Annotated in this window: 18 protein-coding genes; 14 read left to right on the top strand and 4 right to left on the bottom strand. The window is 58.2% G+C overall.

From position 1 onward, the window contains the following. Window positions 1-75: 75 nt before the first annotated feature. Window positions 76-2,787, bottom strand: a complete 2,712-nt coding sequence (locus AAFN84_RS21900) for an NAD-dependent epimerase/dehydratase family protein (protein WP_347516826.1) — start codon at window positions 2,785-2,787, stop codon at window positions 76-78. 547 nt (window positions 2,788-3,334) lie between these two features. Next, a complete protein-coding gene (locus AAFN84_RS21905) occupies window positions 3,335-3,493 on the bottom strand; it encodes a hypothetical protein (RefSeq protein ID WP_347516827.1) in 159 nt (52 codons plus the stop codon). 473 nt (window positions 3,494-3,966) lie between these two features. On the opposite strand from AAFN84_RS21905, the gene AAFN84_RS21910 reads away from it, so the two are divergent. From AAFN84_RS21910 to AAFN84_RS21920, 3 genes are all read left to right on the top strand, one after another. Continuing rightward, on the top strand, window positions 3,967-4,803 hold the full coding sequence (locus tag AAFN84_RS21910; RefSeq protein WP_347516828.1) for a sugar transferase: 837 nt from the start codon (window positions 3,967-3,969) through the stop codon (window positions 4,801-4,803). A 167-nt stretch (window positions 4,804-4,970) separates the two neighbouring features. Continuing rightward, a complete protein-coding gene (locus AAFN84_RS21915) occupies window positions 4,971-5,297 on the top strand; it encodes a hypothetical protein (protein ID WP_347516829.1) in 327 nt (108 codons plus the stop codon). 538 nt (window positions 5,298-5,835) lie between these two features. Next, the gene (locus AAFN84_RS21920) at window positions 5,836-7,275 is read left to right on the top strand and encodes a UbiA family prenyltransferase (protein WP_347516830.1); all 1,440 of its coding nucleotides are present in this window, start codon (window positions 5,836-5,838) and stop codon (window positions 7,273-7,275) included. Between the two features lie 90 nt (window positions 7,276-7,365). Here the strand turns inward: AAFN84_RS21920 and AAFN84_RS21925 are convergent, their stop codons facing one another. Beyond that, entirely contained in the window at window positions 7,366-8,823 is a 1,458-nt protein-coding gene (locus AAFN84_RS21925; protein WP_347516831.1) for an oligosaccharide flippase family protein, read from the bottom strand. 458 nt (window positions 8,824-9,281) lie between these two features. Between AAFN84_RS21925 and AAFN84_RS21930 the strand changes: the two genes are divergently transcribed. After that, window positions 9,282-9,737 carry a hypothetical protein gene (locus tag AAFN84_RS21930; RefSeq protein ID WP_347516832.1) on the top strand — a complete coding sequence of 152 codons (456 nt, stop codon included), beginning with the start codon at window positions 9,282-9,284 and terminating at the stop codon, window positions 9,735-9,737. Window positions 9,738-9,852: 115 nt separating this feature from the next. After that, complete coding sequence (locus AAFN84_RS21935) at window positions 9,853-10,023, top strand: hypothetical protein (RefSeq protein ID WP_347516833.1); 171 nt, start codon at window positions 9,853-9,855, stop codon at window positions 10,021-10,023. A 24-nt stretch (window positions 10,024-10,047) separates the two neighbouring features. Here AAFN84_RS21935 and AAFN84_RS21940 read toward each other — a convergent pair whose 3' ends face one another. After that, on the bottom strand, window positions 10,048-11,046 hold the full coding sequence (locus AAFN84_RS21940) for a glycosyltransferase family 2 protein (RefSeq protein WP_347516834.1): 999 nt from the start codon (window positions 11,044-11,046) through the stop codon (window positions 10,048-10,050). A gap of 201 nt (window positions 11,047-11,247) precedes the next feature. Here AAFN84_RS21940 and AAFN84_RS21945 point away from each other — a divergent pair, with 201 nt between their 5' ends. The 9 genes from AAFN84_RS21945 (at window position 11,248) to AAFN84_RS21985 (ending at window position 22,046) form a co-directional block, all read left to right on the top strand. Continuing rightward, window positions 11,248-13,503: a polysaccharide biosynthesis tyrosine autokinase gene (locus AAFN84_RS21945; protein WP_347516835.1), complete on the top strand. Its 2,256-nt coding sequence runs from the start codon at window positions 11,248-11,250 to the stop codon at window positions 13,501-13,503. Window positions 13,504-13,508: 5 nt separating this feature from the next. Then, the gene (locus AAFN84_RS21950; protein ID WP_347516941.1) at window positions 13,509-14,306 is read left to right on the top strand and encodes a family 16 glycosylhydrolase; all 798 of its coding nucleotides are present in this window, start codon (window positions 13,509-13,511) and stop codon (window positions 14,304-14,306) included. Window positions 14,307-14,309: 3 nt separating this feature from the next. Further along, window positions 14,310-15,455, top strand: coding sequence for a glycosyl transferase family 1 (locus tag AAFN84_RS21955; protein ID WP_347516836.1), 1,146 nt, complete (start codon window positions 14,310-14,312; stop codon window positions 15,453-15,455). Then, window positions 15,455-16,441 (top strand): glycosyltransferase family 2 protein, encoded by a 987-nt coding sequence (locus AAFN84_RS21960; RefSeq protein ID WP_347516837.1) that lies wholly within the window; start codon window positions 15,455-15,457, stop codon window positions 16,439-16,441. The genes AAFN84_RS21955 and AAFN84_RS21960 overlap by 1 nt, the downstream gene beginning before the upstream one ends. After that, window positions 16,384-17,373, top strand: a complete 990-nt coding sequence (locus tag AAFN84_RS21965; RefSeq protein ID WP_347516838.1) for a glycosyltransferase family 2 protein — start codon at window positions 16,384-16,386, stop codon at window positions 17,371-17,373. The genes AAFN84_RS21960 and AAFN84_RS21965 overlap by 58 nt, the downstream gene beginning before the upstream one ends. After that, window positions 17,312-18,283, top strand: a complete 972-nt coding sequence (locus AAFN84_RS21970; RefSeq protein ID WP_347516839.1) for a glycosyltransferase family 2 protein — start codon at window positions 17,312-17,314, stop codon at window positions 18,281-18,283. Before AAFN84_RS21965 ends, AAFN84_RS21970 begins: the two co-directional genes overlap by 62 nt. Window positions 18,284-18,539: 256 nt before the next feature. Continuing rightward, a complete protein-coding gene (locus AAFN84_RS21975) occupies window positions 18,540-19,208 on the top strand; it encodes a polysaccharide deacetylase family protein (RefSeq protein ID WP_347516840.1) in 669 nt (222 codons plus the stop codon). 408 nt (window positions 19,209-19,616) lie between these two features. Further along, on the top strand, window positions 19,617-20,882 hold the full coding sequence (locus tag AAFN84_RS21980) for an O-antigen ligase family protein (RefSeq protein WP_347516841.1): 1,266 nt from the start codon (window positions 19,617-19,619) through the stop codon (window positions 20,880-20,882). Window positions 20,883-20,912: 30 nt separating this feature from the next. Next, on the top strand, window positions 20,913-22,046 hold the full coding sequence (locus tag AAFN84_RS21985) for a glycosyltransferase family 4 protein (RefSeq protein ID WP_347516842.1): 1,134 nt from the start codon (window positions 20,913-20,915) through the stop codon (window positions 22,044-22,046). Window positions 22,047-22,089 lie beyond the last annotated feature (43 nt).

Consider the following 22,089-nt stretch of genomic DNA (forward strand, 5'->3'; position numbering starts at 1 on the left):
GGAGCGAAGTGCGATTCATGCGCCTGTCATGTCGATGAGCGTGGATTCGTCCTCGATGAGACCTCAGATGCAAGGTCAGCTGTTGCTGAGCCGTCGCGCTGCGCGCGCAATCGTGTCCTCAACCCCGTATGGGTGCCGAAACCCCGTAGCTTTCAGGGCATCGTTTGGAAAGTGCATCATGCCCAGCGGCAGTCGGCGCGAAGGGCGCTTATTGCGCAGCATATCAGCAAGGTTGTAACATTGTCGGGGCGCGCCAAACCGTTCGCGAAGTCCTCTCACGTCAGACAGTGCTTCTAGTTTTCGGTAGAGTCTTGCATAGGTCAGTTCAGGCGTCGTGTCGTCGGACAGGTTGAATACGCGCGCGCCGGGCAGTGCGTCGTCGGCATAGTTCTTTTCCATGACCCAGACGAACGCGGCTGCGACGTCCGTTAATGTGACAAAGTTCACTCTGCGGTTGGCGCCGATTTCCTTTGCAGCCCTGCCGATCCTGGTCGTCTCGAGAATCTTGTCTTCGTCGACAACCACGGTAGGACGCAGGATCGTGCCGTTCATCTGGCGTCCATGATGGGCTCCCACGCTGCACGCATCGTGAACGGCGATCTCTCCCAAAACTTTCGAGCGACCATAGGCCAGGACGTTTGCTTTGCCCCGATACTCCGAGGGCACATAACCTTGTGCCGTTACAACGGGCGAACTCTCGTCCACGCGCGGCGATTTCGACGAACCGTAAACTGCAACCGAGCTCGCAAACACGAAGCTCTTGACCCCCGATCGGGCCGCGGCTTTCACCAAGGCACGCGTCGCCTCCACGTTGACGCGCTCCATGCGATCGGTGCGCCAGATTTCCGCGCCGAGATGGATGACCGCCACGCACCCTGTGACGTGCCGGTCGAAGTCGAGGTCTTCGCGCCAGTCGTGAAAGCGCCACTCGATGCCGTCCTCCCTTGTGTCTGCCTGGTCTCGGCGCGATGTGAGAGCGCGGATCGTATGCCCACGGCTGCGCAATAGATCGCATACGGCACGACCCACAAAGCCGGAGGCACCGGTGACGAGAACCTTCACAGCATTCTCGCTTGGCTCCCCCACGAACCTTCGCATGGCCGCAACAGCCACGTCGTTCTGCACCAGCGTCTCGGGAGCGCCGTCCACGTGACGCTCAAGGTCTCCAGTGAGGTGGGCTGCAAGGCGCCGCGCAAGCGCAACGCCCACGAAGGTGGGATTGGCGTGCCCGGAGGTCGGCATCACTGACGTCGAGGCAATGTAAAAATTGTCCAAGCCAAACGCCTTCAGGTCAGAATCGACAACGCCGGTAGTGGGATCGTCCGACATACGCGTCGCCCCAATCTGATGGAGGCCGTCGCGCGCCTGGGAGAGGATAGCGGCGACACGATTCTCCTCTGGCACGCTGTAGACAAGCCCGCCGATGCCCAGTTCCTTCACCGCCTTCTCAACGCTCTTGTGAGCGCTTGCGACGTATTCGGCATCCGCATGGCTAAAGTTGAACGCAACGTTTGCCCGCGGCATCCCCACCGCATCAACTTCCTCGCTCAGTGTGATGCGGTTCTCGGGGTTGGGGCTCTGTTCGCCATGATAGTAGAGCGTGTAGCGACCATCCTTGTTCGGGAGGAATACGGAGGGCTTCTTCGGCCGCTGGCGGAACATCTGCGTGTAGACGCTCCACACGCCGCTTATCGTGGCGATCGGCTCGCGAAGAACGTTCATGAGGTGGGGCCAGACCGCAGGCTTTGTCTCACCCAGATAGACGCTGCGCAGCGGAGCATTGACGAAGCGCGCGCCAAGCGGTGAGGCGAGGATGAACCACAAAAGAGACAGAGCACCGGAACGGTGGGAAGAATCGTAGACAACGGCATTGCCGGAAGAAAAGCTGATCTGACCAAGCCTTTCTTCGCGCTGCACGGCTTCAGTGAGGGTGATGCGCCGCCGAAGGAAGCCGGTCTCTGCGCGCATATAATCGAGCGTGTCAGCCTTTTCGGGAACCGCAAGCTTCAACTCGGCAAGCTTTCCGGAGACGTGGCCCATATAGTAGCGCCCCAAAGGCCCTTCGGGACCGCCGAAGAGGTTTGGATGAGCGCGCTGCACGGCCAACAGCAGCCGCGGCGTCTGCACGCCGCCGCAGGCCACCACGAGCCGCCTAACGGGGACTTCCACAGTGCGCGTGCCGTCGGTTGCACGGATAGCGACAACCCGTCGTACATTTTCGTCAAACACGAAATCTGTAACGGTAGCCCGGGTAACTATGGTGAGATTCTGGTGATTTTCGATCCAGGAATTGTGGTGTGTGGAAACATTGCTGTCATTCATCCAGCTCTCTATGGTGTCGAAGCGCACAGCGTCGCTGTGTGGCCAGATTGGCTCCACTTTGAAAGATTGACTGCATTTGAGGAATTGCGAAGCCTCGGCGTACCAGCGCGCGACCTCAGCGTATGGGATTGGCCAGCCGGAAAACGGGATGTAGTCGCGCTTTTCGAAATCGATCGCGTCAAAGGGCACGCAGCGGCCGCCCCAAAGGTGGGAATTGCCCCCGAGCACACGTGCGCATCCCTCTTCGAGGGGGACGTGTGCTGTTCCATCCATCTTGGCGGCACGCGAAAGCGCGTTGGCTTGCTGATCGGGATTGCGGCCGCCGGATTCCAGCATCATGACGCGAAAGCCGCGCACTAGACATGCGTGAGCGAGCGCCAGGCCAAGTGGCCCTGTTCCAACGATTGTGACGTCGCAGGTGGCAAGGCTATCGAAACTCGATATCGCTTCAAAATCTTCAACCATAAGAGTCTTCTACGACACTCCCCGATCGCGACCAATCAGGATGAGAATGCATTGAGCGCATTTTTCTAGGGTCTGCAGCCTACTTCCTCATGATCCGCGAACCCCGACATTGAGTGCGCCAGAGGACCATCACATTACTTCTTACTTCGCAGTGAAAAGGGTGCGGATCGCTGTCTTGCGAGCTGACGACGGATCTGGGACGCTGACATCACACTCTGTGAACGATCTCAGCGGGTTCCTTGTCCTTTATGCGAGCTGGTGCTTCAAGCGAATAGGTCGAACCGCAGGCTCATCGCGCTTCTTTCACAAATGCAACCCAAACACGAGAACGACGGTCGTGTAGTGGGTCCGCCGGGTGAGGGCGGAATCCGATTGCTTCAAGAGGTGGTGGGACGCCCAGAAGACGCTCCCACGAAATCGGTTGGATGCGCTGCGCAACGTTTTCACTGCGGCATGCGTCGGCTCGCCGCGTCCGAGATTGCCGGCGATGGATTGGTTGGCACCATGGCCGCCACTTGCATCGCACTTGATGCGGGCGGCGATCTGCCTAATGCGCCTTCCCTTTCGATTGCGATACAGGTTTGGTGTTTTTTGCTTCTGCAAGCGCCGCCTCGATGAGAAAAGAGAGCCTCGCGGAACCCTCTCTTTGTGCGAGGCGATGCGCTTCTTCCAGCAGTTCGATGATGTCTTCTTGCGCGCGTGTCATGAATTGCCCCAGGTTCCCTCGGCCCGTTTCGGCCGCGTGAGCCACACGACCTCGCCTCTTTGCACATTGAGCAACCCGTTCGCTGCTCAATGAACGCAAGTGCGGTCATGCTGCCCGGCATCTAATGAAATCGATGATCCAACAACCTTGCTGTTCAGACGCCTACTTGCGCGCGCGACGACTGTAGAAGAACGCAGACCGTGAAGCTGGGCGCTAGACGAGGCCCTCCCTTGCCAACGATTGTGGTCGCTGGCCAGGTTACCCTCTCGGCGTCGGAGCCGATCCACCGTGGGGGTCGCTGTTGAGCGAGATTTGAGACCAGCGCGGATCACTCAGTCGCCCCGTTAACCCAAACGGCAGATTGCCGGACGATTACTTGATGATTTTGGTTAACAGAACGTTAAAGCCGTTGGAATCTTATTTAGCGCATGGTAACGTAAGTTATGCATGGGGCATTTAGTATGGGGTCTTTAATGCGGGAACATGCGCAACGGAGTGCCGTCAATCTCACCGGCACATCATCCAATGTGGTCGCACTGCAAGGCACAAAGTCTCAGCAGAGCAAGCGCTCGATGGTGCGGCAATACCCTTTCGCGTCGGTTGGGCCGGCCGTTGAGGTGCGATCGCGATCACAAAACGGTCTCCCGCTTTACCTAGGGGGCGACAAGCCTCTGCTTACCATCCGCAATGCGCGGCTCGCGGCATCCAAGCGTGCGCTCGACATCGCTGGCTCCTTGCTGCTCATTCTTCTTTTTGCGCCGCTGATGGTGATGGTCGCTGCCGCCATTAAACTATCGAGCAAAGGACCCATCATTGTCGCGCAGGAGCGGGAAGGGCTGAATCGCGCTCGTTACAAGATGATGAGCTTTCGCACGGTCCCCTGTGAGGCCGGGGCTCAGGTCGTCAGGCACATCTATGCTGGCGACAGCGCACACGTGACGCCGCTCGGCAAGTTCTTGCGCGCAACGAAGATGGATGACCTGCCTCTGCTCTTCAACATCTTGCGCGGCGACATGTCTTTCGTGGGGCCCCGTCCGTATGCGCCGCAGATGCGTCTGAGCAACCTCAACTTTCGCAATATGCCTTACGAGGAAATCGTTCCGTACTTCCATCTTCGCCATGAGGTTCGCCCGGGCCTCGTGGGTTGGGCACAAGCGAACGGATATTATGTGCAAGCGACATCTGCCAGCATGGCTCTAGAGAGTATCGATCATGATGTCGCCTATGTGCAGAACGCGTCGCTGGCGCTCGATCTCAAGATTGTGCTGCGGACGATGGCACGAGAATTCCTCACGACTGTGGAGCCGTGACGCTGCGGCAGTGAGGCATTTCCGGGACAGATCAGAAGCTGGGCCGGCTGGAATGGAATTTTCTACGGGTCGTGGTTCTTGCCAATGGTAGCCCGACAGACGAGACGGCATGGGTTGTCAGAAGCTTGGCGAAAGGGAGTTTGCGCCGAGCAAGGTTGGAGCAGGAAATGGCGTTTTTCATTCCGCGATCCGCACTGCGCGATCAAGAGCAGGATTTGCAGCGGATACGTCTCGTTGCCGACACCATTTCGTCCGTTTGTGGTGAACTGCAGCGAGAGATAGACGGCCTTACACTTCGGCATTCGGCATCGCGAGAAAAGGCGACCGAAGTCCTGCTCGCGCTGGAAAGCGAGGGGAATTCCGGCAAGCTTGAGCGCAAACTGGACGAGGTGGAATCTGCATTGATCTATTGCGAGCGGCGGACAGCACAACTGGGCGCATTGAGAGCTCAATTCAGCGTTCTGCTTGATAGCGCTGCTCTAATCCGTCGCTAGCAGCAATGTCGTTGTTCCGGTTGGCGAGGCATCTTCGACGCTTTCCTGGCCGCGAGACGCTGCGTGGAACTTGCGTATTGCAAGTGACGGGGAATGCCTCCACGTTCAGAATACGCCTTTCGATTTACTTGCCACGGTCAAGTCAGGTTCAGTCCGATCATCGGATGGACGCAGACCGTGACCAGCGGAGTTTTCTTCCCCGCCCACCTTTCAAGACCATCGTGAGTCTGGCATGTTACCCATGCTGGAGTCGCGGGGTGGCGCTAGCATGCTGTTGAGCTTCGGCAAGGCCTTGGCGATCGGCGTGAAAAAGGGGCGAGCTGTCGGGACGGCCCGTGGAAGCTCTAGGGAGATAGCGTATAGATGCTCGATACCTGGAAAGGGACGAAGCGGCGGATCTTTGACTTTGTTGAGCGTTCTTCCCTACCGCGCGGATGGTATTGGATTGGCGCACTTGTGGTGTCGCTGACACTGTGGTTTCTTATCTTGCGGCTGGTCTTCAGTCTGTTTTGATTTCGTCGGGGTGGCTGTCGCGTAAATGAACACTGCCGACGCGATAGCCAAACCACTGATCGTCGATCTCGATGGCACATTGGTGCGTTCTGATCTGCTTTTGGAAACGGCTTTCGCCGAATTGGGGCAGCGCCCTCAGTCCATTGTCGACATGCTGCGGTCCCTGCGGAGGGGCAAGGCAGCGCTCAAGCACCGTATTGCGGAACCCTACGATTTCGATCCCTCGGTCCTTCCCTATGATCAGGAAGTGCTGGCCCTTATCCACCAAGCGCGCTCCCAAGGGCGACAAGTCTATCTGGCCTCCGCCAGCACGACACGTCTTGTCGAAGCGATAGCCGACCATCTGGGCGTCTTCGACGGCTGGATTTCTTCAGATGAGATGACAAATCTTTCCGGAGCGGTGAAAGCAGCGCAGCTCGTCGAGCGTTTCGGTGAGCGCGGCTTTGACTATATCGGCAACGACAAGGTCGATCTGGCCGTCTGGAAGGTTGCCGATGGAGCGATCGCGCGACGCGCATCGCCGTCGGTCCGCCGGGCGTTGGACCGCATCTCGCCGTCCGCCCACTATCTCGATGATCCGGCTCCGTCGCTTCGCGTGTGGGCAAAACTCATCCGCGTGCACCAATGGGCCAAGAACGGGCTGGTTTTCCTTCCGCTGATCACGGCGCAACAGTTTGAGATCGCAGCCGCCATCAATGCGCTTCTCGCCTTCATCGCTTTTTCGCTATGCGCCTCCGGCGTCTATGTGCTCAACGATCTGGTTGATCTGGGGGCGGACCGCGCCCACCCATCCAAGAAGCGCCGGCCGCTTGCCAGCGGTGACATTTCGCTATGGGCGGGCGTTGCAGCAATACCGGTCCTGCTGGCCGCAGCCGCATTGATCGCCATAGCGGTTTCGTGGATGTTTCTTGCCGCGCTTTTGGCGTATCTGGCGCTAACGACGGCGTACACCTTTTACCTCAAGCGCAAATTCCTGGTCGATGTCGTCGCGCTGTCGATGCTTTATTCTGCACGGGTGCTCGGCGGCGCGGTGGCCATCGGCGCGTCTGTCTCGGAGTGGCTGCTGGCCTTCTCCATGTTCATTTTCACGGCACTCGCGCTCATCAAGCGGTACAGTGAGCTTGCCGTGCGGCTGGACTCGAACCTGCCCAACCCTTCAAACCGAAACTATCAGGTCGGCGACTTGGACATCGTCATGGCGATGGCGGCGTCATCCGGCTTCAATGCGGTCACCGTTCTGGCGCTTTATGTGTCATCCGACTATGTCAAACAACACTACGGGCGCCCAGAGGTGCTGTGGCTTCTTTGCCCGATTCTCATGTACTGGATAGGCCGCGCCCTGATGCAGTCGCACAGGCGGTTGATGCACGACGATCCGGTGGTCTTTGCGCTCAAGGATCGCGTTAGCCGTCAGGTCTTCGTGCTTGTTGCCGTTATCGTTGCCATCGCCATCTGGGGCGGATGAGCCCGCTGTTCGCTTCATGCGGCAAATTTGGGGTGCCGCCATTGCAGACGCGGTTGCAAATCTACGCACCGCCGGACGGCCCCGTCCAGACTAGTTGGATCTCCCGAGCAGATTCTTGCCGATGGCGAATGCGTCGGCCTCGAAACCCTGCCTGCGCCCGCCAAGGATCCAAAGTCCCAAAACGGTCGTGCTGTATACCACGGCTCCAAGCGGTATTGCGATCAAGATGAACAGCAAAGGCGCAGCTGTGGGATCCAGCACGCTGCGCAATCCAAGCACGATGACACTCATCGCTGTGACGCCGCACAGCGGCCGCCACACGCCGGCGGCAACGTCCTTGTAGGTGAGGCCAATAACACGCTGGGCAAGCTGGATGTTGAGAGCGAGGCCAAAGGCGCTGGCGGCCGCTCGAGCGATCAGAAGCCCGAGCAGACCGAACCATATGATGCCAATAGCCATCAAAGGCAGGCGGAAGAGGAGAACGGTGAGGTCACGCCAGAAGAGCGCTCGCGTGTTTCCCTGCGACATTACCATCGGATAGGTCGCGCCGGCGATGAGTTCAAACGCGAAAACCGGCGCGAGAATTTCTATGACGATGGCGGCTGGCACCCAGACATCGCCGAGTGTTATCCGCACCATGGGCTCCGCGACCAGCGCAAGCCCAACTCCGAATGGCGGAGCAAAGTTGCCTAGAAACCGCTGGCTCTGCTGATATGCGTTGAACAATGCCGCCCGATCGCCACGCAGTTGGGAGAACCCTGCATACAGGGTTCGCATGATGGGCATTACCGGTGCATGGATGAGATTGGCAATGTCGGAGCCGACGCTGAAATGACCGAGCGTGCGCTGGCCAAGTACGCTTCCAACGATGAACTGGTCCAGCCGCAGGTTCAAGGTGTTGACGATCGAAACAAGCGTAAGCCAGCTCGAGAACCCCCATAACACACGGAGCGAGGCCAGAGCCGGGCGCGGGCGGTAGGGTGCCAATGCGTAGGAAAGCACGAGAGCAATGAGTGCCGCGGCCAGTGGGCCGGCCACAAGCGCCCAATAGTTTCTGAACTGAAATGCAACGATTGCCGAGACAAGGACTGACCCGACTTTGGATACGGTCTCCAATATGAAGCTTCTGGAAAAGAGAAGCTGGCGATCGAAGATGACCATGTATGGATTGAGCCCTCCGAGAAGGAGCGGCGAAAGCGAAAGTGCGACCAGCACCCCGATCAATCGCTCGTCGCCATAGGCTGCGGCGATCAGAGGAGCAACACCAGTCAGTGTCAGCATCACCAGCAGGCCGCGCAACAGGCTGATGGTCCATGCGGTGTCGTAGTCTGCCCGGCTTGGCTCTTCCAGCTGGACCAAGGCTGCAGCGACCGGCAGATCGGTCACCGCCGTTGCGATGGCCAGGGATGCCGCGGCAATGGCGATCAACCCGAAATCCTCCGGAACAAGAAGGCGCGCCAGGATGATGGTTGAAAGAAAGCCCACAGCGGTGGTGCAGACTTTGGCACCTGTCAGCCACAGCGAACCTGATATCAGTTGCGATCGCACGGTCTAGCAAACTTCAATGCTGGTGTGGGTGTGTACCATGCTGTATTTGGCATGATCGTGGATCGAAACAGCGCCTTCATCGGGGTGGGAGCGTCGCGACGACAACGGTGACGATGCCCCACATCCGACTTCAAGACACAATGATAGATTGAGAAGGTGAATACTTTTTGCAGTGCCTTCAGCGCTCGATTCTGTCGTGGCCAAGTTCTTGCGTTTTCGGAGCGCGATCTCATCGAGAGAACGTGCAATGACAGCCAAGACAGAGACTTCAGAGGTCCCCTCAAGACATGCACGTCAATACATGCTTGTGCCCTCGCAGACGGCTCGTATGGCAAGATTGGTTGAGCGATGAAACCATTGGACGCAGAACGGCCGCTCTTGTGGGGATCGGATAGGGCAATGCTGCAGGTGCATCCCCTGATGGCCGGGTCATCGTTGTGATGCACGTTGGAAGCCGCGTGCGAAACCTCTTTTACTTTTACCGCATTCTCGATAGATCCCGTCTTGGGCAGCAGCGAGAACATTCCCTAAATGGAGCTGGCATGGCTTTCTCTTCACTTCTCCTGATCGCCGTCAGTATAGCGCTTTCGTCAACGGCACAGGTCTTGCTCAAGATGGGAATGTCGACGACACGGATCCAACTGGCGCTTGTCGATGGCGGAATTGCCGCGCTTCTGGCCATCGCAACCTCGCCGGCGATCATCCTCGGCCTGGCAAGCTTTGGCGCGAGCGCGATCGTGTGGCTTCTGGTTCTATCGCGTATCGACGTGTCGCAGGCTTACCCATTTGTGGCCCTGGGCATTGCGATTACTGCTGCCGCCGGCCATCTGTTGCTTGGAGAAGCGCTGCCAGCGCTTCGGATTGTAGGAATCGTCGCAATTCTCGTCGGCGTAATTGCTGTAGCGCGCAGTTGATATGTAAAATTTGATATATTGATTAAGTTTAATTTTTTAGGTTAATAACCAGTGAATGTAGAATTTGGCCGCAATTGCTGACAGCATGAGGTGGACCCTTGGAGTTCACTGTTAAGTGGCAAATAATGTGCTTAAGAAAAGCGATCCGGATCAGCAACCGGACGCCCCCGCGAAAAAACAAAACCGCGGACCGCTGATCGCCATGCTCTTGGTCGGCGGCATTATCGTATTTTTCTGGGTCGCGTTCTTGCTCTGGTTGGTGCTTCACCTGAGTGGCATTGCGTGAGGCACACACGCGGTGCGGTCCAAACTATCTCGATATTATTGGAAAGTCGGGCGACACCAGCAGATTTGGGGTGTCACCAGAATTCAGGAACAAGCCTGGTGACAACGGACGCAGCTTATCGGTGGCAAATTGCATCAACGTAGCGGGGATCAGTGTCGGCGTTGCAAGGATCTCCCGCACAGCGGAGGCGAGGCCATATTTTTGCCTGCGGTCGAGGAGCATCCGGTAGTGATATTTGAAGGTGACCTGTCGCAAGTGGCGGTACAATACATCACGAGATCCCGGATCGAGGCTCTCGGAAGCAAGAAGACGCTCATCGATGCCGATCACGCCTCCAAGATCGCTGCTCGAATGGGTCGAACTGAGGGAGCTGGAATGCACCAGCGCCCCATATCCGGCCCGCGGGTCGAAGGTAAAGCGTGCACCGGCGACAAGCGCTCGGCAATAAAGGTCATAGTCCTCGGCAAAGCGGATCGCCTCGTTGTAGCGCAGGCCAGCGCGGTCGAGAAAATCACGGCGCATGACCGGCTTGAGGAACCCGAGTTCCCGGCGTGGCAGGAAACCGGAGATATTTCCCTCGACGAACCGTTTCAATGTCAGAACAGGCCGCGAAGAAGACGCTCCGCCGCGCGAAGCCTTGACCGCCGTGTCGAGGGGCGTTTCCATCGAGCGGTACATCACGATGTTATCGGCAACCAGGTCCCAGCCATCATCTTGCAGCAGCCAGTCAAAACGACCGGGCAGGAAGACGTCGTCGCCATCGAGCACTGCGATCAGGTTTGCCCGACTGGCGTCGATCGCGATGTTGCGAGCGCGAGATGGGCCAACTTGCTTGTCAAGGGTGAGCACCTTGAGACGACCGGTACCGTCCTCTGCGCCGCGCGCCACCTCGCTAGTGCGATCGGTGGAAGCGTCATCCACGACGATGAGTTCGGCAGTTTGACGCTGGGAAAGAGCCGACGACAGCGCATGCGCGATTGTCGCCTCGACATTGCGCGCGGCAACGATGACGACGACATCCATAACCGGGCCGGCGGGCATTTTTGTGAAACCTTGTATCGCCAAAAGAGGGGAGCGCCTGCACCCGACATCGTCAAAATACGAGGGCTCTTTTTTGTGATCGCCCAGTTATCTTGCTCTATAAGGGCATTCGAGTAAAAGTCTACATCCCCGTGGGGGAGATATTCAAGTCTATCGAGTGATCTCTTGCACCAGAATGCACCATTGCCCCACCCTACCAACGTAACGCCGCTGCCACCAGCGGAGGATACGATCGACGTTGAGCGTCTCCTGCTGATCGCTCGACGCAACGCGCTGGTCGTTGCAATGTTGGGGTTCATTGGCCTTTGTCTCGCCGTGGTCTATGCGCTGAATGCGCAACCGCTTTTCAGTGCGTCGGCAGAGATCATCCTTGGCGGCACTTCCGCAAGTCGCGAGCAGGGCTTCGATTCGAGCGTCGAAGCAGATACCAGGATCGCGGGCCAGATCGAACTTCTGCGATCAACACGGATTGCACTCAAGGTGGTCGATGATATCGGTATCGAAGCCTTCAATGTGCCGGTCTCACCCTCTGTGCTGGCTATGCTGCGTACGGCGGTGCGAACTGTATTGAGACCGTACGACGAGGCGGCAAACTACGGTGTCGTCACCGAACCAAAACTCGCAGCGGCGCTTTCGCTTCAGCGTTCGATCTATGTGCAGCGGGTGGGAAGGAGTCCGACCATTACGATCGCCTTCACGTCCCCTGATCCCGAGCTTGCTGCGCGCGTACCCAACGCCTACGCCAGCGCATATGTTGCCGATCAGGAAGAGGTTCTGCGTCAGCGTGCCGACGAATCCATCGCCTGGCTGGAAGAGCGCATGCAGGGCCTGCGCCAAGACCTCTTCGAGGCGGACCTTGCGGCAGAGGCGTTCCGTGCAGCAAACGGGCTGGCGCAGCCTGGCGGGCAGTTGATCTCGGAACGCATGATCATCGACCTCAACCAGACGATCGTTGCAGCCCTGTCTCAGTTGGGTGAGGTCAAGGCACGCTCCGCCCAGCTCGATGAAGTCATAGACAGCACGGACCCTGTCCGCCTTTCGGCGATCCCAGCCGATATACTGACCGGCGATACGGGCGAAGCCACTCGGACGCTCAAGGACAACTTTGCAGCCGCAACAGCGCGGCATGCGGAGATCGTTGCGCGCTCCGGCACCGATCATCCCGAAGCAATTGCGCTGTCGGCACAGTTGGACCTGTTGCGCGAGCGTCTGGTCTCGCAACTGCTCACTATCCAGCAACAGGTCAGCGATGGTGCGGAGATCGCATCAGGGCGCGTGGACTATCTTCGCCAACAACTTGCCGATGCGATCGAGCTCAACAAGTCCGACACCAGGAAAATGATAGAGTTGAGCAACCTCCAGCAGACGGCAGAAAGCTATCGCACGCTGCTTGCCAGCTATCTCGACCGATATCACGAGAGCACGCTCGTAAGATCGGCTCCCCATGTCACGGCCCAAGTCATTTCGCCGGCAAACCGCCCGATCGTGCCAGTTTCGCCGCGCAAGATGCAGATCGTGCTTATCGGTCTGCTGCTCGGTTTGATGGCGGGGGCCGTCGTTGCCGTGTTGAGGGAGTATCGTGAGAGGTATTATCGCACCGGCGAGCAGCTCACGCGGGATTTCGGCACCGAATTTCTCGGCTCTCTGCCCACCATGCGGCGCGGATTCGGCTGGTCGCTCGGCGCACGTCATGATCACGCATTGTTCAAGAGCCGAGACAACTCGCTCAAGATGTGGATCGACAAATTGCACTTTGACACCGCCGAGACGTTACGGCGTGTTCTCCTGATATGCGATCAGCGAATGAGCCGGCGAAAGCCGAAGGTGATAGGCGTCGTTTCCGCGCTGCCCGGAGAGGGAAAGACAACCTTCGCGATCAATCTTGGGCGTCGTCTTGCCAATTCGGGAAAGAGGACCGTTCTCATCGACGTCGACTTCCGCAAGCCAGGCATCGCCGGCACTTTGACCACACCTCCCTTGGTCGGGCTTGTCGAGTTGCTCATGGACGAAAGTCCGCTTGAGGCGGTGATGCAGGCCGACAAGGAAACCGGACTTTCCGTCATTCCCGTTCTCCACAACAGCGACACCCAGCGCATCGGGCAGCTCATCGCCTCGTCGCAGATGGACAGCCTTTTGGAAGAACTAGGCGAGCTGTTCGATTATGTGGTGATCGACTTGCCGCCCATGGGCGTTGTCGCTGATGCGCGTGCGCTTGCCTCGCGCATCGACGGATTCTTCCTCGTCGTGCGCTGGGGCCATACACCACGCCGTCTTGTCCAGGATACGGTCTTCGGGGATCCGACGATCTATGCCAAGCTGCTCGGCACGGTTCTCAATCGCGTCAATACGCGCCGCATACGCCGTTACCTGACATTCGGCTCCTCCGAACTGCATCGTGAGGAATACATGTATTATGCGGCCCCTTCGAAGCGGAAGTGATTGCGATGACACTTTTCGGACGTCGTCTCCTTGCCTTGCTTGGCTTTACGTTCGCCGCATCGCACAGCGCCGCTGTCGAGACGCTCGGACCTCCGGGCGGCTCGTTCTTCGAGGCCTTCAACAGTCTTGACCTGACGCACCAGTGGTACCCCTCTGACGGCTGGTCCAACGGCGAACATCAGGGCTGCGTGTGGCGCGAGGAGAATCTGTCTGTCGCGGACGGACGGCTTTCTCTGGCGCTGACAAAGGATACGGCAAACCCGGCTGAGTGGAACTGCGCTGAACTGCAATCGCGTGCAATCTATGGCTACGGCACCTACGAGGTCAGCATGCGCGCTGTTGCAGCACCGGGAACGGTAAGCGCATTCTTCACCTATATCGGGGATGTCCATGGGCGTCCGCACGACGAGATCGATTTCGAGTTCGTGGGGCGGGATATCGCGAAGGTTCAGCTCAATTTCTTCGTCAGTAGCGAAGGCGGCAATGAGGTCTTCGTGCCAGCTGTGCCGAAAGATGCCGATGGCTTCGTCAAACTTGCGTTTGAATGGTCCCAAGATCGCATTCGGTGGTTTGTCGACGGCACGCTTGTCCATGAAACAGCGCCGGACGAACGCATCCCCGTAAATCCGAGCAAGATCTATCTCAGCTTCTGGAACGGCACGGCAATGCTTGATGCCTGGCTGGCTTCATTCGACTTTACGACACAGCCGCCTGACATGGAGGTGGAATGGGTTGCTTTCACCGTTGCGGGCGAATCCTGCCGATTTCCGGCGTCGATAACTTGCGGCTCGATGCCGGAGTAGGCGATGCGCATCGCATATCTTGCCCATAATCTGGACGATCCCGCGATCGCGCGACGCGTGCGCATGATGCAGATAGGTGGGGCAGATGTCGACCTTGCGGGGTTCAGGCGAGGGGATGGTGACGTCGTTCCCATTCACGGGGTCGTTCCGATCGTATTGGGACGCACCAAGGATGCCAGGCTCCTGCAGCGTGTTGCCTCGGTGGCCGCAGCGCGGCTTCCCGATGCATTCTTGACGGGTGCCGATCTCATCCTCGCGCGAAATCTGGAAATGCTCGCGATCGCGATGCGCCACAGGCGGCGTAGCGGCTTGGCGATACCTGTCGTTTATGAATCGCTCGACATTCACCGGCTCCTCACAGGAAATGGCGTTGCCTCGCTGCTCTTGCGCTGGATCGAGGGGCAGCTTGCTCAAGCAGCCTCGTTGCTCATTACCAGTTCGCGCGCCTTCGTGAGAGAGTACTTCGTCGCACGGTCGCGGGTTGGCCTGCCGGTGTTGCTGGTCGAAAACAAGATGTTGGCGCTCGACGAACCAGATCCTGTCGCGGTTCCGGTCGTTTCTGCCGTTGCGCCACCGTGGCGGATCGGGTGGTTCGGTGCCATACGCTGCCGTCGCAGCCTTGCCACGCTTGGAGCCCTGACAGAAGAGATGGACGGCAAGGTGGAGGTGGTGATCCGCGGTAGGCCCGCCTATTCCGAGTTTGCCGACTTCGAAGCGGAAGTCGGACGATACAGGCACGTTTCTTTCCTTGGGCCTTATGGCAGCGCCGACCTGGCGCAGATCTACGGTGAGGTCCATTTTGCATGGGCCGTCGACTTCTTCGAAGAAGGTTTCAACTCTGCCTGGCTATTGCCGAACCGCATCTACGAAGGCGGGCGACACGGCGTGGTTCCCATCGCCGAAGCCGCCGTCGAGACGGGGCGCTTTCTTGCCGATGCCGGCATCGGCGTGCTTCTTGGAAAAGACATCAGGCGAGACCTTCACAGTTTTTTCGAACGCCTGTCTGCGGTCAATTATGCGGTCGAGCGCGCAAAAGTCACAGCGATCTCGCCCTCTCGCTGGGTCTACGACGCCTCTGATTGCCGGCGCCTTTTAGAGACACTCGAAACGGTCGCGGGCGGCAAGCCCGTTGAAAGCGCGGTGCTTTGATGGAGAAACCGGCATCGCCGCGGGTCGTTATCGCCGTGCCATGCCTTAACGAATGCGAACACATCGCGACGGTCCTTGCGGGACTTGCCGCGGAAGCGGAGAGCCTCGACGCCGTGGTTCTCGTTCTCGATGGCGGCAGCGTCGACGGCACGAGGGGTATCGTTGCCGAACTGGCTAGAGCAAATCCGCACATAAGGCTGGTCGATAACCCGAAACGGCTGCAGGCTTGTGCGATCAACCTCGCCGCGAGCATGGCTGACGGCGCGGACTTTCTGATACGCGTTGACGCGCATTGCGCCTACCCGCCCGACTATTGCGTCAAGCTGGTTGCAGAATGCGAACGCATTGGCGCTTCGTCCGTCGTGGTGTCGCTGGCGTCGATCGGGTCGGCCTGCTTTCAGCGTGCAGTCGCCGCATCACAGAACTCGCGGCTGGGAAACGGCGGCTCGCCCCATCGTCTGGTGGCGGCTGGATCCTTCGTGAACCACGGCCACCACGCCCTGTTTCGGACATCGGCCTTTCTTCAGGTGGGTGGGTATGACGAGACCTTCACCCACAACGAGGACGCAGAACTCGACCATCGGCTCGTGAAAGCCGGCCACAAGATCTGGCTCACAGGGGCAGTCGCCGCCGTTTATTTTCCACGATCCAGCCTCGGCCGGCTCTTTGCGCAATATCGCAATTATGGCCGCGGACGCATGCGAACCTTGCTCAAGCATCGGCTGCGTCCATCTGCCCGACAAATTGTGCCGGCCGGGGTAGTCCCCGCATTGATGCTTGCTCTTGCGAGCCCGTGGTTCTGGCCAGCCATTCTTCCTGCCGCAGGCTGGATGGTGTTGTGCCTGACTTACGGCCTCGGCCTCGGGATCCGACGCGGCAATGCGTGCGAGGCCATGTCCGGCCTCGTCGCCGTCATCATGCACGCCGCATGGTCGCTGGGCTTTTGGCAAGGCGTGTTCGAAGGGCGCAAGGAGGGCCGGATCTGATGGTGTCGAGAGTGTCGGATACCGTGGTTACGGTCTGCGTTTGCACATATCAGCGTGGGTCGCTCGCGGACACGCTCCGGTCGCTCGCCTTGCAGCGTCTGCCCGTGAATACGCGCATCAAGGCAATTGTTGCGGACAATGACCACATCGAAAGCGCGCGCGCGATTGTAGAAAGCGCTGCCACGGGGTACGAGCTCGATGTTACCTATCTCCACACGCCTGCTCGCAACATCTCTCGTGCCCGCAACGCCTGCCTTGACGCGTGCCAGAGCAATCTGGCTGCGTTCATTGATGATGACGAGGTCGCCTCCGAGGAGTGGCTCGCAGCACTCCTGGCAAAGGCTGGATCAGAGGCGAGCGGCGTGGTGCTCGGGCCGGTCGTTGCGATCTATGACATGAACGCGCCGGCTTGGATGCGACGCGCGGATCTTCACTCCGCAAGGCCGGTGTGGCTGCGCGGACGAATTCAGACCGGCTATTGTGGCAATGTCCTCTTGCGCATGGACGACCCCGCGCTAACGGGACTGCGTTTCAACGAGGTTTTTGGCCAAAGCGGCGGCGAGGACAGCGATTTCTTTGCACGTTATACAAGACGCGGTGGCAGCATTGCCTTTGCAGATTCCGCCATTGTGCATGAACCGGTGCCACCTGACCGCGCGCGCCTGGCATGGCTGCTCAAGCGGCGATTTCGCATGGGTCAGACGCACGCTGAAATTCTCACCCATTCCCGGTCCCCGGGAGCTGCTTCGTGGAGCGTTTTCGCGAAAGCCACGGGAAAATTCATGGTGACGGCGCTGATAGGGGTCTGCACCGTCGTTCGGCCTGAGACGGGCGTGCCCTATTTGATGCGGGCCGCGTTCCATATGGGTAGTGTTTCCCATTTCCTCGGGGTCAACAAGCTTTCGCTTTATGGCCGCAACCATGACGCCTGATGTCAGCGTGGTGATCCCAGTCTGGAATGGCGAAGCGTTCATCAAAGATGCGGTTGGCAGTGCGCTCGGCCAGGAAGGCGTGACTGTTGACGTCATTGTCGTCGACGATGCATCGACGGATCGCACTGTGGAGGTCGTCACCGCAATTGCTGATGTGCGTGTACGCATCATCAGGCACACCCGAAACGCTGGACCGGGAGCTGCACGCAACACCGCGTTCGCACAGGCGACCGGACGCTGGCTTGCCGTTCTGGATGCCGACGACACAATGGAACCGGACCGTCTTCGGCACCTGGTCGACCTTGCGGACAGCGCGGGCGTGACGATCGTGGCAGATAATCTCCGGCTTATGCCCTCCGGAGCGCCAATGTTCGGGCCGGAGTTTTTCCCGCGGGACGGGATTCTCCATCTTGAGGATCTTGTCGCATCCGAGAGGCTCTTCGTGAAACGGTGGACGCTCGGCTATCTGAAGCCTCTGTTTGCTCGCGACTTTGTGCTTAGCAACGCAATGTCATACCGCACCGATATCCAGATTGGCGAGGACTTCATCTTCCTCGCCGATTGTCTCGCAAGTTCCGCGCGCATGTGCGTGGATCCCGTTCCCCGATACAATTATTCCGTCCGCGAGGGCTCAATCTCATCTCGGACCGCGCAAAGCCATGTGAACCAGATGCTTCGCGCCCAGTCAGCCTTTGAAGACCGACACCACTTGCGGCCGGAATGGCAAAGCGCGTTGGCGAAACGGCGGGCCGGCCTTGAGGCGGCGGCAGCCTATCTGACCATAGTCGATCACGTGAAGGCGCGGCGGTTTGGAAGTGCGTTTGCAGCAGCCATCGCGCATCCCAGAGGGGCCTTGCTGTTGCGCCTGCCGATCCGCGCACGCCTGCGCCGGCTTCGCGGACGCCCTTAGGACGGAACGCCCCGAGTTCAAATGTTGAAAAAGAGCAACCAGAAATCGCCGTTGGGACTGCGAGTCGTGAAGTCGCAAGCCTTGAACATTTTGAAGTCACCTTGGGACTTGACCTTGCAAGGTCACTCTCATGAGCCTCTTGTTCACAGCGACCCGAAGCCATGGAGCGCACGTGGGTGACCTTATTACCAAATTGCGTCGTCGCGCCGGCCGCCATTTTGGCGTCGGGGGAAGCGCCCTCCGCTCCGAGCGCGGAATGCTCAGCGTGAGCTTCGATGACATTCCGGTCTCGGCCTGGACGGAGGCCGGACCGATCTTGGCGGAGCACGGGGTCAAGGCCACCTACTATGTGGCAGGCGGACTTTCGGGCCGGCGCAATCTCGGCCTGCCGCAGTTTACGACCGAACATTTGCAGGCGCTGTGCGCTGCCGGCCACGAGGTCGGCTGCCACACCTTCGAGCATGTCAGCACTTTGGCGCTGTCGCCAACAGACCTGCGTGCCAGCCTCGAGCGCAATGCCGCCTGGATTGCTGATCGGCTGGATGGCTATCGGATGCAGACTTTCGCCTACCCTTATGGCGACTGCGCCCTTGCTGCCAAGAAGGTGATCGATGCCAGCTTCACGTGCGCACGTGGCACGCTCGACGGCGTGAACGCCGGCCGTTCTGACCGACTGAATCTTCGAGCGATCGGCTTGGAGTCTCGACGTCTTCCCTCATACGATTTGGAAGCCTTACTGGCGCAAACCAGGGCCAGACGCGGCTGGTTGATCGCCTATGGCCATGACGTCGGCGACCGGCCGACCCCTTATGGATGCCGCCCGTTGGATCTAAACCGGCTGATCACCCTCGCCAAGGCGATTGATCTCGATATTCTGCCCGTTGCAGCCGCTTGGCAGCGCATGGTCGCCCGAGACCAATTCTGACCCTGCCACATTCTTCAATGGCGCACGCGCCGCACGCGGCACATGTTCCCGATGATGCGCCGTTTCGATCAGACAGTTCTTGGCAGGCATTTTCCAACGATGATGGCGAAGACATCGCCGCCACGCTCCAACGGGCTTTTCTCGAGCACGGCTATCGGCCGTCGACCGGTCGACGATGCATCCACGTTCATTTCCCGTGACCGCTCTGTGGCGTATCAAACGGACGTCGCGCGCGACGGCCTGCGGCAGGACCGGGCGACCAAAGCAGGTTTGTGTCAGCCATCATGGATCGGAGCCGCCTATTAATGTTGACGCTTCATGCTATTCATCCTGTGTCGATGAAAAATGGATTGTGGCTTCGCTCTCAAAAACTCCCGAGACGGCGAAACAACAATTGGAGAAACGGTGATGGGCTCGATGAGGCACGATTTTACCCGTGCATCTCCCTATGTCATTCCTGTGAACTGGCAGGCCGTGCTTGCTTTCTGCGCGTTTTGCGCAATCGTTCTAGAGCGAATATTTCTGTCGTTTTCCGCATTGCTCTTTCTGAGCTTTGGCGCCGTTCTCATCATTTCCGCATTACGATCGAAATCGCGAATGCTGTTGCGATATTGGCCGCTCCTGCTTCTTCCGACATACTGCATCGTCTCGACCCTTTGGTCCGACTATCCCGCTCAGACGCTGCGGCATTCCGTGCAGCTTGCGCTTACCCTTATCATCGCCATGGCAGTCGCGATAAAATTGCGGTCCGAGACCATAATGCGGGGCCTATATTGCGCGCTCGCTTTCGCTGTCGTGATTTCCACCCTCGTGGAACTCACGTCAGGTCGAGCGACTTCCTGGCAGGGCATTTACGAGAGCAAGAACGTTTTTGCGTCCATCGTCGCAATATTTTTGCTCATGGGCATCTCGCTTTTGTACTTTCGCGAAAACAGACTGGCGATCAGCACGCTATTTACCTTACAAATTATCTTTTGTTTGTACGCACTTATTCGATCGGCGTCTGCTGGAATGATCATTTCCATTATTCCGGTAGTGGCACTGTTTTTCGTTTTCCGGTTCAATAAATACCTTGGAGATGCCCAGCGGGCGTTTCTTATGATTTTCATTTTTCTCGCGTCGATTACGACAGCGATATTCGCATCATTATATGTTGAGGAGATTCTTGCGGGCGTTCTGGAATATTTTGGAAAGGATCCCACCCTCACAGGACGCACGGATCTCTGGAACTTTGCCATACAGCTCATTGCCGAACGACCGGTGTTTGGGCTGGGATACAAAGCGTTTTGGGTTGTGGGTAACCTCGATGCAGAAGCCCTCTGGGCTGCCTTTTATCTGCCGTCCGGCTCCGGCTTTAATTTCCACAACACCTATCTTTCCAATACGGTTGAGATCGGCTTGGTAGGCATCACGCTACAGGTCTTCATCTTCTATATCGGCCTCATCCGCGGCATCAGGCTTTCTTTGGTCGAGCCCACGCATGACAATATATTCTGGTGCGCATTTATGGCCCTGACAATCATCCGGAGCTTTGGGGAGGTCTCCACATTCTTCGAATTCAGTCTCGACTCTCTGGTCTACTATATCGCTTTCATAACGGTGAGCGAAAGACATCGTGAGAGGCGACGGACAATGAAGATCAACAGAACGCCATTTTCTGTCTTGCAACGATAGACGCGATTACATCTCCGGACCCGAACAAATATGTCATCACTAAACATCGTTGCTCCAATTGGCTATCCGTGGGATTTCAACGGACCACGATCGTCGGTAAACAACGTAAAGAGGGTCTACTTTCTGCCCTTCAACAGGCTGAAGCAGGAACTGGATGGCTTTACGCTATTCGGTCCCTGGGATGCGGCCGGCGCAGACATCATCCATGCATTCAACAGAATACCGCTCAACGGGAAAGATTTTATCATTGGCTTTGAATCGCATCTGCCACGCACGTTCGGCATAGAAAGTTCTGGCTATCGAAAGTTCCTCTACAAAAAGCTGCTTTCCCCAAGGTGTCGGCGGATTGTCGCAATTTCCCAGCATGCGCATAGAACGTTTCTTGATGAGCTCGACGTCGGCGCCTTGACGTCAGCTGAGCGGTTTGTCTTGAAGGACAAAACGGAGGTCCGGCTTCCAAACATGAAGCCTGCGACAGCCCCCCAGCTTTCATCCCCCCCCGGCAACGCGGTTCAAGTCACGTTCGTTGGCAATCATTTCGCGAGAAAGGGTGGATGTTCGACGGTCAGGATGGCGCAGATAAGCCTTGAGAGGAAACTGCCATTTGTCTTCAACATCGTCTCGTCGTTGCAGTGTGGCGGAAGCATTTGGACAGACCCGACAGACGCCAGTTTTTATCAGCCCTATCTGACGCTCCTTTCTTTGCCCAACGTCAGGCATTTTACAAGCCTGCCAAATTCCGGGGTTCTTGAGTTGTTGAGAGGAAGTCACTTCAGCATTCTGACGACGTTCGCAGATACTTTTGGTTACAGTGCGATCGAATCCATGTCCGTGGGAACGCCCGTCATTGCGTCACGTCAAGCCGCGCTACCGGAGTTCATCATCGACGGCGAAAGCGGCGTCTTGCTCGACCCCGCCCGCACGGCTGGACGCGACGACTGGGGCCCGGATTTTCATTCACGTGCTGACAGCGAATTTGAGGCCCTGTTTGCTGAAAATGTCGAACGCTTTGCGGTCGAGGCCATCGATCGCATGGAGGCTCTGCTTAATGACCAAGAACGCTACGTGGACATGCGGCGAGCGGCGTTTGAAACGATCCGCGATGATTTTTCTGCGGAGGCGGCGGCCCAATATTGGGACAATCTCTATCGCTCATGCGTTTGACCTGGCTGAAGGACCCGAGCCGGCACTACAACGCGGCGCAAGG

Source organism: Mesorhizobium sp. CAU 1741, from assembly GCF_039839275.1.
Lineage (GTDB): Bacteria > Pseudomonadota > Alphaproteobacteria > Rhizobiales > Rhizobiaceae > Aerobium.

What these genes read in the sequence shown, in the direction of transcription:
- AAFN84_RS21955 (WP_347516836.1), top strand. Translation starts at nt 14,310, where the DNA reads ATGCGCATCGCATATCTTGCCCATAATCTGGACGATCCCGCGATCGCG.
- AAFN84_RS21960 (WP_347516837.1), top strand. Translation starts at nt 15,455, where the DNA reads ATGGAGAAACCGGCATCGCCGCGGGTCGTTATCGCCGTGCCATGCCTT.
- AAFN84_RS21940 (WP_347516834.1), bottom strand. Translation starts at nt 11,046, where the DNA reads ATGGATGTCGTCGTCATCGTTGCCGCGCGCAATGTCGAGGCGACAATC.
- AAFN84_RS21905 (WP_347516827.1), bottom strand. Translation starts at nt 3,493, where the DNA reads ATGACACGCGCGCAAGAAGACATCATCGAACTGCTGGAAGAAGCGCAT.
- AAFN84_RS21920 (WP_347516830.1), top strand. Translation starts at nt 5,836, where the DNA reads ATGAACACTGCCGACGCGATAGCCAAACCACTGATCGTCGATCTCGAT.
- AAFN84_RS21980 (WP_347516841.1), top strand. Translation starts at nt 19,617, where the DNA reads ATGGGCTCGATGAGGCACGATTTTACCCGTGCATCTCCCTATGTCATT.
- AAFN84_RS21950 (WP_347516941.1), top strand. Translation starts at nt 13,509, where the DNA reads ATGACACTTTTCGGACGTCGTCTCCTTGCCTTGCTTGGCTTTACGTTC.
- AAFN84_RS21985 (WP_347516842.1), top strand. Translation starts at nt 20,913, where the DNA reads ATGTCATCACTAAACATCGTTGCTCCAATTGGCTATCCGTGGGATTTC.
- AAFN84_RS21965 (WP_347516838.1), top strand. Translation starts at nt 16,384, where the DNA reads ATGGTCGCTGGGCTTTTGGCAAGGCGTGTTCGAAGGGCGCAAGGAGGG.
- AAFN84_RS21910 (WP_347516828.1), top strand. Translation starts at nt 3,967, where the DNA reads ATGCGGGAACATGCGCAACGGAGTGCCGTCAATCTCACCGGCACATCA.
- AAFN84_RS21900 (WP_347516826.1), bottom strand. Translation starts at nt 2,787, where the DNA reads ATGGTTGAAGATTTTGAAGCGATATCGAGTTTCGATAGCCTTGCCACC.
- AAFN84_RS21915 (WP_347516829.1), top strand. Translation starts at nt 4,971, where the DNA reads ATGGCGTTTTTCATTCCGCGATCCGCACTGCGCGATCAAGAGCAGGAT.
- AAFN84_RS21975 (WP_347516840.1), top strand. Translation starts at nt 18,540, where the DNA reads ATGCTCAGCGTGAGCTTCGATGACATTCCGGTCTCGGCCTGGACGGAG.